Genomic DNA, 14,086 nt, shown 5'->3' with positions numbered 1-14,086 from the left:
GGTCGATCGTGACCCAAACACAGACCGAGGTGCCGCAGCGGCGCGGCACCCCCCAGGACCCGGAGGGCACTCCGGTCATCTCCGTGCGCAATCTGTGGAAGGTGTTCGGGCCGAAGGCCGACCGGGTGCCGGGCTCGGAGGAGCTGTGCGGCCTCAGCCGGCGCGAGCTCATGGAGCGCACCGGATGCACCGCCGCCGTACGCGATGTGGACTTCGACGTCCGCAAGGGCGAGGTGTTCGTCGTGATGGGCCTGTCCGGCTCGGGCAAGTCCACCCTGGTGCGCTGTCTGACCCGGCTGATCGAACCGACCGCCGGTGAGATCGTCTTCGAGGGCGAGGACATCCGCAAGGCGGACGCGGCGCGCCTGCGCGACCTCAGGCGCAGCAAGTTCTCCATGGTCTTCCAGCACTTCGGGCTGCTGCCCCACCGCCGGGTCGTGGAGAACGTGGCCTTCGGTCTGGAGATCCGCGGCATGGGCAGGGCCGAGCGCACCCGGCGGGCCCTGGAGGTGGTCGAACTGGTCGGTCTGGCCGGTTACGAGAACTCCTACCCCGACCAGCTCTCCGGCGGTATGCAGCAGCGTGTGGGCCTCGCCCGGGCACTGGCGGGCGACCCGGACGTGCTCTTCTTCGACGAGCCGTTCTCCGCGCTGGACCCGCTGATCCGCCGCGACATGCAGAACGAGGTCATCCGGCTGCACCACGAGGTCGGCAAGACGATGGTGTTCATCACCCACGACCTCTCCGAGGCCCTCAAACTGGGCGACCGCATCCTGATCATGCGCGACGGCAAGACGGTCCAGTGCGGCACCGGCGACGAGCTGGTGGGCGCCCCGGCCGACGACTACGTGCGCGAATTCGTCAAGGACGTGCCGCGCGGCGACGTGCTCACCCTGCGCTGGATCATGCGCCCGCTGGAGGACGGCGACGCCCTCGACGGTCCCGAGCTGGGCCCGGACGTCGTCGTGCGGGAAGCGACCCGCGCCGTCCTCGCGGCCGACAAGCCGGTCAAGGTCGTCGAGGACGGCAAGCTGCTCGGCATCGTCGGTGACGAGGAGATCCTCGCGGTCGTCGCCGGGCAGGAAGGCGGCGCGTGATGGCCGTCGTCATGGAGAAACCCGGGACAACGGAAACGGCGGAACCGCCTGCTCCCGTCAAACGTGAGCGCAAGGTCGGCCGCGGCATGCTGGTCGCCGGGATCCTGGTCGGGTGGCTGGTCCTCTTCGCCGTACTGCGCGGGAAACAGACCCTCACCCTGGCGGCGGCCGATCTGACGGATCTGCACCGGTGGTTCAACGACGCCAACGACTCCATCGGCGCGAACCGCAACTCCAACCCGCTCTTCCTCTACTTCTTCAACGAGATCCGGCTGGTCATCGACAACCTGGTGACCTTCTTCCAGGGGCTGATCTCCCAGCCGGCGGCCGACCGGCCCCTTCCGCAGATCGGCTGGCTCGGCGTCGTCGGCATCGCCGGCTATGTCTCCTGGGCGGTCGGCAACTGGCGGGTGGCACTGCTGGCCGTGGCCGGGTTCACCTTCATGGGACTGCAGGGCCTGTGGCAGGAGAGCATGGACACCCTGGCGCTCACCGTCTCCGCGGTCCTGGTGGCGCTGCTGTTCGCGATCCCGCTGGGCGTGTGGGCGGGGCTGTCCGACCGGTTCAACCGGATCGTGACGCCCTTCCTGGACTTCATGCAGACGATGCCCACCTTCGTCTATCTCGCCCCGCTGACCCTGTTCTTCCTCATCGGCGGCGCGTCCGCCACGATCGCCACGGTGATCTACGCGGCTCCGCCGGCGATCCGTATCACCGCGCACGCCATCCGCTCCGTGCCCGAGACGACGGCCGAGGCGGCCGACTCGCTGGGCGCGACGCGCCGGCAGTCGCTGCTGAAGGTGCTGCTGCCGATGTCCAAGCGGACCGTGGTGATGGGCGTCAACCAGTCGATCATGGCCGCGCTGGCCATGGTGACCATCGCGGCCCTGATCGACGCGCCCGGACTGGGCAAGACAGTCGTCCAGGCCCTGCAGTCGCTGGATGTGGGTACGGCCTTCAATGCGGGCCTCGCCATCGTCATCATGGCGATCGTCCTCGACCGGGTCACCACCGCGGCCAGCGCACGCGAGGAGACGGCCCGCCGTTCCAGTGGCCGCTTCGTCGTTTGGCGCCGGCCGCTGCTCGCCGCGGGCGGCGTGGTCACGGCGGTCCTCGTCTATCTGTCGCACACCTATGTGTGGGCGGCGGAGTTCCCGGGCGAGGGCACTACCGGCAGCTCCATCGCGCGCGCCGCGGACACCGCCACCACCTGGGCGCAGGACCATCTGTCGGGCCTGACCAACGCCTTCCGCGACGGCATCACCAACGGTCTGCTGAACCCGTTCCAGGCGCTGCTCACCGACTCCCCGTGGTGGCTCGTCGGCGCGGTGCTGGTCGCACTCGGCACGGTGCTGGGCGGCCGGGGGGCCGGGGTCACGGCGGCCGTGTGCGTGGGCCTGCTGGTCGGCACCGGCATGTGGTCCGACTCCATGACGACGCTGGCCTCCACGCTCGTGGCCACGATCATGGTGATGCTGCTCGGCATCGGTTTCGGGGTGTGGATGGGGCGCAGCCTGCTGGTGGACCGCGTGCTGCGGCCCTCGCTGGACGCGGCGCAGGTCATGCCGCCGTTCGTCTATCTTGTGCCGTTCCTCGCCCTGTTCGGCGCGACACGCTTCACGGCCATCGTCGCCGCCGTCGTCTACGCGGCCCCGGTCGCCATCAAGATCATCGCGGACGGGGTGCGGAACGTGGCCGCGACCACCGTGGAGGCGGCCACCTCCACCGGGTGCAACACCTGGCAGATCATCACCAAGGTTCAACTGCCGATGGCACGCAGCGCTCTGACTCTCGCGACCAATCAGGGCCTGATCTACGTGCTGTCGATGGTTGTGGTGGGCGGCCTGGTAGGCGCGGGCGCCCTCGGCTACGACGTCGTGGCCGGATTCTCGCAGGGACAGCTGTACGGCAAGGGGCTGGCAGCGGGGCTGGCCATCGTACTGCTCGGAGTCATGTTCGACCGGATCACTCAGGCAGCGGCGCGACGCGCGAGCGCATAAGGAGCACTGACCATGGCAAGGCAAGCAAGACAGTGGAGAGTCGGCGCCGCCGGCGTGGCCGTCCTCGGACTCGCTCTGACCGCCTGCGGCGGAGCGAAGGTCGGCGAGGACTCCGCGGGATCGGGCTCGGGCGACTCCGCCTCGTGCGGCACGTTCAACCTCGCCGTCAACCCGTGGGTGGGCTACGAGGCGGACGCGGCGGTCGTCGCGCACGTCGCGGAGCACGACCTCGGCTGCAAGGTCACCAAGAAGGACCTGAAGGAAGAGATCGCCTGGCAGGGCTTCGGCACCGGCGAGGTCGACACGGTCCTGGAGAACTGGGGCCACGACGACCTGAAGAAGAAGTACATCACCCAGCAGAAGACCGCCGTGGAGGCCGGCCCCACCGGCAACAAGGGCCTCATCGGCTGGTACGTGCCGCCGTGGCTGGCCAAGGCCCACCCGGACATCACCGACTGGAAGAACCTCAACAAGTACGCCGCCAACTTCAAGACCTCCGAATCCGACGGCAAGGGCCAGCTCCTGGACGGCGACCCGTCCTACGTCACCAATGACGAGGCGCTGGTGAAGAACCTCAAGCTGAACTTCAAGGTGGTGTACGCGGGCAGCGAGACCGCCCTCATCCAGGCCTTCCGCAAGGCGGAGAAGAACAAGGAATGGGTGATCGGCTACTTCTACGAGCCGCAGTGGTTCCTCTCCGAGGTACCGCTCGTCAAGGTCAACCTGCCCGCGTACAAGGCGGGTTGTGACGCCGACGCGGCCAAGGTCGCCTGCGACTACCCCGTCTACGACCTCGACAAGATCGTCAGCGCGAAGTTCGCGAAGTCCGGGAGCCCGGCCTACAACCTGGTGAAGAACTTCAGCTGGACGAACGAGGACCAGAACGTCGTGGCCAAGTACATCGCGGTGGACAAGATGTCCCCCGAGGCGGCGGCGAAGAAGTGGGTGGACGCCAACCGCGCGAAGGTCGACGCCTGGATCAAGTAGCCCGGGTCGCAAGCGACGGTCGGACATGCCCGGCGGGCGGTGTGCACCTGTGTGCACCGCCCGCCGGGCATTGCCATGATTCGGGCTGTTTTCCGACGTCACGCACCCCTTGACACCCCCTCCCCGAGGCAGGCACATTGAGTTGCGCAACCTGAAGCATGTTGCGCAGAAAGCAACCGAACGGCTGGACTGGTTTTCAATCGGAGGTGCGGCGATGGCGGGACCCCGAGTGGTCATCATCGGAGCGGGCGTCGTGGGCGCGGCACTCGCGGACGAGATCTCCGCGCGCGGCTGGACCGAAGTGACCGTGGTCGACCAGGGCCCGCTCCCGGCCACCGGGGGATCCACCTCGCACGCCCCGGGCCTGGTCTTCCAGACGAACCCCTCCAAGACGATGACGGAGCTCGCCCGCTACACGGTCGAGAAGTTCTGCTCCCTCGACGTCGACGGCAAGCCCTGCTTCCTCCAGGTGGGCGGCCTCGAAGTGGCCACCACCCCCGAGCGCCTGACCGAACTGCACCGGCGCCACGGCTGGATCACCGCCTGGGGCATCGAGTCCCGGCTGCTGAGCCCCGAGGAGTGCGTCGAGCAGCACCCGCTGGTGAACCGGGACAAGGTCCTCGGCGGCCTCCTGGTACCCACGGACGGCCTCGCCAAGGCGGTCCTCGCGGTCGAGGCGCAGATCCGCCGCGCCACCGAGCGCGGTGTGCGCTTCCTCGCCCGCCACGAAGTCCTCGACGTGACGCAGGCAGAGGGCCGGGTCACCGGCGTCCTCACCGACCAGGGCGAGCTCCCCGCCGACATCGTCGTGTGCTGCGCCGGCATCTGGGGACCGAAGATCGCCCGCATGGCCGGCATGAACCTGCCGCTCACGCCGCTCGCCCACCAGCTCGCCTGGACCGGCCCGATCCCGGCGCTGGCCGGCCAGACCGAGGAGGCGGTGCGCCCCATCCTGCGCCACCAGGACGCCGACCTCTACTACCGCGACCGCTTCGACGGCCTGGGCATCGGCTCCTACGGCCACCGCCCGATGCCCGTCCGTGCGGACGACATCCTCGCCGTGGACGAGGCCGAACAGATGCCCTCGGTCCTGAAGTTCACCGAGGAGGACTTCGAGGACGCCTGGACCGAGACGCAGTCCCTGCTGCCCTCGACGAAGGAGGCCAAGGTCGAGGAGGGCATCAACGGCCTGTTCTCCTTCACCACCGACGGCTACCCGCTCCTCGGCGAGTCCCCGGACGTCAAGGGCTTCTGGGTCGCCGAGGCCGTCTGGGTCACCCACAGCGCCGGCGTGGGGCGCGCCGTCGCCGAATGGCTGGTCGACGGCTACTGCTCCTCCTTCGACCTGCACGAGTGCGACGTCAACCGCTTCGAGCCGCACCAGCTCTCCCCGGAGTACGTCCTGGCCCGCGACTGCCAGAACTTCGTCGAGGTCTACGACATCCTGCACCCGCTCCAGCCGTCGGGGGACCCCCGCCCGATCCGCACCAGCCCGTTCTACGCCCGCCAGCAGGAGGTGGGCGCCTTCTTCCTGGAGGCGAACGGATGGGAGCGCCCGCAGTGGTACGAGGCCAACGCCGCCCTCGTCACGGGCCGCAGCATCCCGACCCCCAACGACTGGGCGGCACGCTACTGGTCGCCGATCGTCGGCGCCGAGGCCCAGGTCACCCGGGAGACCGTCGCGATGTACGACATGACGGCCCTCAAGCGCCTGGAGGTGAGCGGCCCCGGTGCCGCCGGCTTCCTGGAGCGCCTGTGCACCGGAAAGGTCGCCAAGTCGGTCGGCTCCGTCACGTACACCCTGCTCCTCGACCACGACGGCGGCATCCGCAGCGACATCACCGTCGCCCGGCTGGCCCGCGACCTCTTCCAGGTCGGCGCCAACGGCAATCTCGACCTCGACTGGTTCACCCGGCACCTCCCGGCCGACGGCTCGGTCCAGGCACGCGACATCACGCCCGGCACCTGCTGCATCGGCCTGTGGGGTCCCCTGGCACGCAAGGTCCTCCAGCCCCTCACGGACGAGGACTTCTCGGGCGAGGGCCTGAAGTACTTCCGCGCCCGGCGCGCCCACATCGGCTCCGTCCCGGTCACAGCGATGCGTCTGAGTTACGTCGGTGAGCTCGGCTGGGAGCTGTACACCACCGCCGACCAGGGCCTCAAGCTGTGGGACACCCTCTGGCAGGCGGCCAGGCCGCTCGGCGGCATCGTCGCCGGCCGCGGCGCCTTCAACAGCCTCCGCCTGGAGAAGGGCTACCGCTCCTTCGGCACCGACATGACCTACGAGCACGACCCCTACGAGGCCGGAGTCGGCTTCGCCGTCAAGCTCGACAAGGACGACTTCATCGGCAAGGCGGCGGTGGAACGCCGCAAGGCCGACGTACGGCGCAGGCTCACCTGTCTCACGATCGACGATCCGCAGGCGGTCGTCATGGGCAAGGAACCGGTGTACGACGGCGACCGTGCCGTCGGCTACGTCACCAGCGCCGCCCACGGCTACACCATCGGCAAGGGCATCGCCTACGCCTGGCTCCCGGCGGGACTCGCCACCGCCGGCACCACGCTGCGCATCGGCTACTTCGACCGGCGCGTCGAGGCGGTCGTGGCCGAAGAGCCGTTGTTCGACCCGACGATGTCCCGTCTTCGTGGGTGAGTGGTCCGCAGGAGGTTCCGCGATGGGTCGTCGATCGGCTGCGGGTACGTCGTGGCTGATCGCGCAGTTCCCCGCGTCCCTTTGGGGCGCTCAACTCCAGCCCCGTTGGAAGGAGTACCGCCGGTGACCGCACAGCTGCTCGACGGCAAGGCGACTGCCGCCGACCTCCGCCGCGAACTCGCCGAACGCGTGGCCAAGCTGACCGCGAACAGCGGTCGCCCGCCGGGCCTCGGCACCGTCCTGGTCGGCGACGACCCCGGCAGCCATGCCTACGTCGCCGGCAAGCACCGCGACTGCGCACAGGTGGGCATCGCCTCCCTCCGCCGTGAACTGCCCGCGGACGCAAGCCGGCAGCAGGTCGAGGACGTCATCGACGAACTCAACGCCGACCCCGCCTGCACCGGCTACATCGTCCAGCTCCCGCTGCCGCGCCACCTGGACGGGGGCGCGGTCCTGGAACGCATGGACCCGGCCAAGGACGCCGACGGTCTGCACCCCGTCAACCTCGGCCGGCTCGCGCTCGGCGTCGAGGCCCCGCTGCCCTGCACCCCGCGCGGCATCGTCGAACTGCTCCGCCGGTACGAGGTGCCGCTCGCCGGAGCACGGGTGTGCGTCATCGGCCGGGGCGTCACGGTCGGCAGGCCCATCGGACTGCTGCTCACCCGCAGATCGGAGAACGCCACCGTGACCCTGTGCCACACCGGCACCAAGGGCCTGGCCTGGCACGTCCGCGAGGCGGAGATCGTCGTCGCGGCCGCCGGCTCGCCCGGGCTGATCACCAAGGACATGCTGCGCCCCGGCGCCGCGGTCCTGGACGTCGGTGTCACCCGCACCGAGCGGGGGTTGGTCGGCGATGTGCACCCGGAGGCCGCCACGGTCGCCGGACGGCTCGCGCCGATGCCCGGGGGCGTGGGCCCCATGACACGGGCCATGCTGCTCGCCAATGTCGTCGAGGCCGCCGAGAGGAACGCGAACGCCGTATGAACGCGCTGAACACCCCCCTGGCGGAGCTGGACCCCGAGGTCCACGCCGCCCTCCGGGCAGAGCTGCACCGCCAGCAGTCCACCCTCGAAATGATCGCCTCCGAGAACTTCGCGCCCTCCGCCGTGATGGAGGCCCAGGGGTCGGTCGCCACCAACAAGTACGCCGAGGGCTACCCCGGCCGCCGCTACTACGGCGGCTGCGAACACGTCGATGTCACCGAGCGCCTCGCCATCGAGCGCGTCAAGTCCCTCTTCGGCGCGGGCTTCGCCAACGTCCAGCCGCACTCGGGCGCCCAGGCCAACACGGCCGTCTTCTTCGCCTTGCTCCGGCCCGGCGACACGATCCTCGGCCTCGACCTCGCGCACGGCGGGCACCTCACCCACGGCATGCGCATCAACTACAGCGGCAAGATGCTCAACGTCGTGCCGTACCACGTGGCCGAGGCGGACCATCTCGTCGACATGGACGAGGTCGAACGGCTCGCCAAGGAACACCGCCCCAAGATGATCATCGCGGGCTGGTCGGCGTACCCCAGGCAGCTGGACTTCGCCGCCTTCCGCCGTATCGCCGACGAGGTGGGCGCCCTGCTGATGGTCGACATGGCGCACTTCGCGGGTCTGGTCGCGGCGGGGCTGCACCCGAGCCCGGTCCCGCACGCCCACGTGGTGACGACCACGACGCACAAGACGCTGGGCGGCCCGCGCGGAGGAGTCGTCCTCACCAACGACGCCGACCTCGCCAAGAAGATCAACTCTGCGGTCTTCCCCGGGATGCAGGGCGGCCCCCTGGAGCACGTGATCGCCGCGAAGGCGGTGTCGTTCAAGGTCGCCGCGTCACCGGAGTTCGCCGAGCGCCAGGCCCGCACGCTGGCCGGTTCCCGCATCCTCGCCGCACGCCTCACCCGCGCGGATGCGGCCGCTGCCGGGGTGAAGGTGCTGACCGGCGGCACGGACGTCCACCTCGTCGTGGTCGACCTGCGGGACTCCGAACTCGACGGCAGAAAGGCCGAGGACCTGCTCCACGAGATCGGCATCACGGTCAACCGCAACGCCGTCCCCTTCGACCCGCGCCCGCCCATGGTCACCTCGGGCCTGCGCATCGGCACCCCGGCACTGGCCACCCGCGGCTTCACCGAGGAGGACTTCACCGAGGTCGCCGACGTGATCGCGCTGGCGCTCCAGCCCGAGCCCGACATCGGCGCCCTCCGCGCCCGCACCGAGGCGCTGGCCGCCAAGCACCCGCTCTACCCGCACCTGTCAGCGGCAGAGGCAGAAGCCGGAGACGCCCGATGAGCCCCCACACGCCCGGCGCCGAACTCCCCGACCACCCCGACTGGCTGTGGCGCACGCCCGAGCCGAAGCGCTCGTACGACGTGATCGTCGTGGGCGGCGGTGGACACGGCCTGGCCACCGCCCACTACCTGGCGAAGAACCACGGCATCACCAAGGTCGCCGTGCTGGAGAAGGGCTGGCTGGCGGGCGGCAACATGGCCCGCAACACCACGATCATCCGCTCCAACTACCTGTGGGACGAGAGCGCCGGCATCTACGAGCACGCGCTCAAGCTCTGGGAGGGGCTGGCGGACGAGCTCGACTACCCGATCCTCTTCTCCCAGCGCGGCGTGCTCAACCTGGCCCACAGCCTCCAGGACGTCCGCGACAGCGTGCGCCGCGTGGAGGCGAACCGGCTCAATGGCGTGGACGCCGAATGGCTCGACGCCGAGCGGGTCAAAGAGGTCTGCCCGATCGTCAACATCTCGCCCGACGTGCGCTATCCGGTCCTCGGCGCCACCTACCAGCCGCGGGCCGGCATCGCCAAGCACGACTACGTCGCCTGGGGCCTGGCCCGCTCCGCCGACGCCGCCGGGATCGACATCATCCAGAACTGCGAGGTCACCGGCCTCGACATCGTCGGCGGCCGGATCGTCGGAGTGCAGACCACGCTCGGCCCGATCGCGGCCGGCAAGGTGGCCCTGTGCTCGGCAGGCCACACCTCGGTGCTGGCCGCCATGGCCGGCATCGAACTCCCGCTCCAGAGCCACCCGTTGCAGGCGCTCGTGTCGGAGCTGCTGGAGCCGGTGCACCCGACGGTCGTCATGTCCAACGCGGTCCATGTGTACGTCAGCCAGGCGCACAAGGGCGAGCTGGTCATGGGCGCGGGCATCGACGCGTACAACTCCTACACCCAGCGCGGCGCCTTCCACATCATCGAAGAACAGATGTCCGCGGCCCTGGAGCTCTTCCCGGTCTTCGCCCGCGCCCATGTGCTGCGCACCTGGGGCGGCATCGTCGACGTCAGCCCCGACGCCTCGCCGATCATCGGCCTCACCCCGGTCGACAACCTCTACCTCAACTGCGGCTGGGGCACAGGAGGTTTCAAGGCCACCCCCGGCGTCGGCTGGGTCTACGCCCACACCATCGCCCACGACACGCCCCACCCCCTCAACGCCCCCTTCTCGCTCGACCGTTTCACCACCGGCGCGCTCGTCGACGAGCACGGCGCGGCCGCGGTGGCCCACTAGGGAGCCGAACGATGCTGCTCATCCCCTGCCCGTGGTGCGGGCCCCGCGACGAGGCCGAGTTCCACTACGGCGGCCAGGCACACGTGCCGTATCCCGAGGACCCGGCGGCCCTCACCGACGAGGAGTGGGCCCGGTACCTCTTCTTCCGCGCCAACCCGAAGGGCCCGTTCGCCGAACGCTGGAGCCACGCGGCGGGGTGCCGCCGCTGGTTCAACGCCGTGCGGGACACGGCGACCAACGAGATCCTTGCCGTCTACAAGGCGGGGGAGTCATACCCGGCCACCCTTGAGCCGAGGCAGGCATCACCAGCCCGTCCGGCGTTTGAGGACGAGGCCGTTCAGCCCGAAGGGGGGTCTGGGGGCGCAGCCCCCATCGGGGTCGAAGGGGCGGAGTCCCTTCAGGACGGGACGGGTAGGGGCGGCGGGGGCGAGACTCGTACGTTCCGCACCCCCACCGGCGGCCGAATAGACCGCGACACCGCCTTCACCTTCACCTTCGACGGCGTCGAATACCAGGGCCACCGAGGTGACACCCTCGCCTCCGCCCTCCTCGCCAACGGCGTCATCGCGGCAGCGACCAGCATCAAACGAGGCCGCCCCCGCGGCATCTTCTCCGCCGGCGTCGAAGAGCCGAACGCCGTCGTCCAGATCGAGGCCCCCTTCCCGGAGCCGATGCTGCCCGCCACGACCGTGGAGCTGTACGACGGCCTGGTCGCGAGCAGCCTCCCCGGCCAGGGCCGCCTCGCCACCGAGCCCGACCCCGCCCGCTACGACGCCGTACACGCCCACTGCGACCTGCTGATCGTCGGCGCCGGCCCGGCCGGCCTCGCGGCCGCGGCGGCGGCGGCGCACAGCGGCGCCCGCGTCATCCTCGCCGACGACCAGCCGGAGCCGGGCGGCAGCCTGCTCGGCACCGGCGAGCACCTCGACTGGGTGGAGACGACCGGCGCACAGCTCGACGCCGCCGCCGAGGTCCGCGTACTGCGCCGCACCACCGTCTTCGGGTACTACGACGACAACCACCTCCTCGCCGTCGAGCGCCGCACCAACCACCTCGGCGCCGGGGCCCCGGAGAACGTCTCCCGTGAACGCGTCTGGCGCATCCGCGCCCGTCGCGTCGTCCTCGCCACCGGCGCCCACGAGCGCTCGCTCGCCTTCGCGGACAACGATCGCCCCGGGGTGATGCTGGCCGCCGCCGCCCGGGCCTACGTCAACCGCCACGGAGTACTGCCCGGCCGTCACGCCGTCGTCTTCACCACCAACGACAGTGCCTACGCGGCGGCGCTGGATCTCACCGCGGCGGGCGTGGACGTCACGGCGATCGTCGACACCCGCCCGGAGCCGGGGGAGTGGGCGGAGCGCGCCCGGGCCGCCGGTGTCGAGGTGCTGTCCGGCCACGCCGTCACCGGCACGGAGGGCGACGCGCGACTGACCTCCGTGAGCGTGGCCCCGTACGGAGAGTCCGCGGGGCAGCGGGAGTTCGCCGCCGACCTGCTTCTGGTCTCCGGCGGCTGGAACCCGGTGGCGCACCTGTTCAGCCAGGCGGGCGGCACGCTGCGCCACGACGACGCGCTCGGCTCGTTCGTCCCCGACACCTGCCGTCAGGCGGTCGAGGTCGCGGGCAGCGCGAACGGCACGCCGGACCTCGGCGCGGTCCTCGCGCAGGGCGCGGCAGCCGGCGCTCGCGCGGTCGAGGCCGAGGGCTTCACCTGCGAGGCGCCCCGCCTCCCGCACGTGGCGGCCCAGCCGCAGACGCCGCCCATGCAGGTCTTCACCGTCCCCGGCCGGGAAGGCGCTCCGCGTTTCGTCGACCTCCAACGCGACGTCACCGTCGACGACCTGGCCCGGGCGACCGGCGCCGGACTGCGCTCGGTGGAGCACACCAAGCGCTACACCACGGCCGGCACCGCCAACGACCAGGGCAAGACCTCGGGCGTCCTGGCCAGCGGCGTCGTCGCCGAACTGCTCGGCGTGGACATCTCGGTGCTCGGCACCACCACGTTCCGGCCGCCGTACACTCCCGTCTCCTTCGCCGCCCTCGCGGGCCGTGACCGCGGCGCGCTGCACGACCCGATCCGGGTGACCGCCCTGCACGAGTGGCATGTCGGGCACGGCGCCCTGTTCGAGAACGTCGGCCAGTGGAAGCGGCCCTGGTACTACCCGCGGGACGGCGAGGACATGGAGGCCGCGGTGCTGCGCGAGTGCGCCGCCGCCCGCGACAGCGTCGCCTTCATGGACGCCTCCACCCTCGGCAAGATCGACGTGCAGGGTCCGGACGCCGGCGTCTTCCTGGACCTGCTCTACACCAACATGATGAGCACCCTGAAGGTCGGCATGATCCGCTACGGCGTGATGTGCCGCCCGGACGGCATGGTCTTCGACGACGGCACGGTCATCCGCCTCGCCGAGGACCGCTTCCTGGTCACCACGACCACGGGCAACGCGGCCGCCGTACTGGACTGGATGGAGGAGTGGCTGCAGACCGAGTGGCCCGAGTTGCGCGTGCACTGCACCTCGGTCACCGAGCAGTGGGCCACCGTCGCCCTGGTCGGCCCGCGCTCCCGCGAGGTCCTCGGCTCGCTCGCTCCCCAACTCGCCGTGAGCAACGAGGACTTCCCGTTCATGGCATGGCGCGGGACGACCGTCGCGGGCATCGGGGCGAGGGTGTGCCGGATCAGCTTCTCCGGCGAACTGGCCTACGAGATCAATGTGTCCCCCTGGGAGGCCCTCGCCCTGTGGGAGGCGCTGTACGCGGCAGGTGCCCCCTACGGCATCACGCCGTACGGCACCGAGACCATGCACGTCCTGCGCGCGGAGAAGGGCTACCCGATCATCGGCCAGGACACCGACGGCACCGTCACCCCGCAGGACCTCGGCATGAGCTGGGCCGTGTCGAAGAAGAAGCCCGACTTCATCGGCAAGCGCTCCTACGCCCGCGCCGACACCGTCCGCCCCGACCGCAAGCACCTGGTGGGCCTGCTGCCCGAGGACCCGGGCACGTTCCTCCCCGAGGGCACCCACCTGGTCGCCGACAGCGTGCTGCCCGCCCCGCCCGTCCCGACGCTCGGCCATGTCACCTCCAGCTACCGCAGCGCCGCCCTCGGCCGGACCTTCGCGCTCGCCCTGATCAAGGGCGGCCGGGACCGTATCGGCGAGCGGCTGTACGCCCCCGTGGGCGACCGGCTGGTCCCGGTGACCGTCGCAAGCCCCGTCCTCTACGACCCCGAGGGAGCACGCCGCGATGGCTGACACCGCCCTGACCGCCCCGCCCCGCAGCCCCCTCTCGCAGGCCGCCGGCCGCCTGGCCGCCGCGACGCGTGCCTCCGGGGGCGCGGTCCGGCTGGCCGAACTCCGCTTCCTGGCCCAACTCAACGTCCGCCTCGACGCCAAGGGTGCGGCGGCGGACGCCGTCGGGCTCGCGCTGGACCTGCAACTGCCCCTCGAACCCAACACCGTCGTACACGGCGGTGAGCTGACCGCGCTGTGGCTCGGCCCGGACGAATGGCTGCTGGTGGGCCGGCCCGGCACGCAGCGGGAACTGGAGAGCCGCATCCGGGAAGCCGCCGGCAACGAGCCCGTCTCCGTCACCGACGTCTCCGCGCAGCGCACCACTCTCCTCGTCACGGGGTCACGGGCCCGCGACCTGCTGGCCCACGGGTGTGCGCTGGATCTGCATCCGCGCGCCTTCGGAGCCGGACGCTGCGCCCAGACGACCCTGGCCCGCACCCAGGTCGTGCTGGTGGCCCGGGACGAACCCAGGGCCGGATTCTGGGTGCTGGTCCGTTCGTCCTTCGCGGGCTATCTGACGGACTGGCTGCTGGACGCGGCGACGGAATACCTCTGAA

General features: G+C 70.7%; 9 protein-coding genes. All 9 read left to right on the top strand.

Annotated elements, in window-relative coordinates:
* The first annotated feature begins 8 nt into the window (after nt 1–8).
* Entirely contained in the window at nt 9–1,097 is a 1,089-nt protein-coding gene (locus tag F7R91_RS10280; protein WP_150946788.1) for a quaternary amine ABC transporter ATP-binding protein, read from the top strand.
* Entirely contained in the window at nt 1,097–3,097 is a 2,001-nt protein-coding gene (locus F7R91_RS10275; protein WP_150946786.1) for an ABC transporter permease, read from the top strand. Before F7R91_RS10280 ends, F7R91_RS10275 begins: the two co-directional genes overlap by 1 nt.
* A gap of 12 nt (nt 3,098–3,109) precedes the next feature.
* Nucleotides 3,110–4,084, top strand: coding sequence for an ABC transporter substrate-binding protein (locus F7R91_RS10270; protein ID WP_150946784.1), 975 nt, complete (start codon nt 3,110–3,112; stop codon nt 4,082–4,084).
* 214 nt (nt 4,085–4,298) lie between these two features.
* Nucleotides 4,299–6,737 carry a GcvT family protein gene (locus tag F7R91_RS10265; protein WP_150946782.1) on the top strand — a complete coding sequence of 813 codons (2,439 nt, stop codon included), beginning with the start codon at nt 4,299–4,301 and terminating at the stop codon, nt 6,735–6,737.
* Between the two features lie 123 nt (nt 6,738–6,860).
* On the top strand, nt 6,861–7,721 hold the full coding sequence (locus F7R91_RS10260) for a bifunctional methylenetetrahydrofolate dehydrogenase/methenyltetrahydrofolate cyclohydrolase (RefSeq protein ID WP_150946780.1): 861 nt from the start codon (nt 6,861–6,863) through the stop codon (nt 7,719–7,721).
* A complete protein-coding gene (gene glyA / locus F7R91_RS10255) occupies nt 7,718–9,013 on the top strand; it encodes a serine hydroxymethyltransferase (protein ID WP_150946778.1) in 1,296 nt (431 codons plus the stop codon). The genes F7R91_RS10260 and glyA overlap by 4 nt, the downstream gene beginning before the upstream one ends.
* Nucleotides 9,010–10,242 carry a sarcosine oxidase subunit beta family protein gene (locus F7R91_RS10250; RefSeq protein WP_150946776.1) on the top strand — a complete coding sequence of 411 codons (1,233 nt, stop codon included), beginning with the start codon at nt 9,010–9,012 and terminating at the stop codon, nt 10,240–10,242. The genes glyA and F7R91_RS10250 overlap by 4 nt, the downstream gene beginning before the upstream one ends.
* An 11-nt stretch (nt 10,243–10,253) precedes the next feature.
* On the top strand, nt 10,254–13,490 hold the full coding sequence (locus tag F7R91_RS10245) for a sarcosine oxidase subunit alpha family protein (protein WP_150946774.1): 3,237 nt from the start codon (nt 10,254–10,256) through the stop codon (nt 13,488–13,490).
* A complete protein-coding gene (locus F7R91_RS10240) occupies nt 13,483–14,085 on the top strand; it encodes a sarcosine oxidase subunit gamma (protein ID WP_150946772.1) in 603 nt (200 codons plus the stop codon). The genes F7R91_RS10245 and F7R91_RS10240 overlap by 8 nt, the downstream gene beginning before the upstream one ends.
* Nucleotide 14,086 lies beyond the last annotated feature (1 nt).

The sequence above is a fragment of the Streptomyces luteolifulvus genome, assembly GCF_008806595.1.
GTDB lineage: Bacteria > Actinomycetota > Actinomycetes > Streptomycetales > Streptomycetaceae > Streptomyces > Streptomyces luteolifulvus.
Note: the sequence above shows the minus strand (reverse complement) of the source record. Positions and strands in the feature narration are given on the sequence as shown.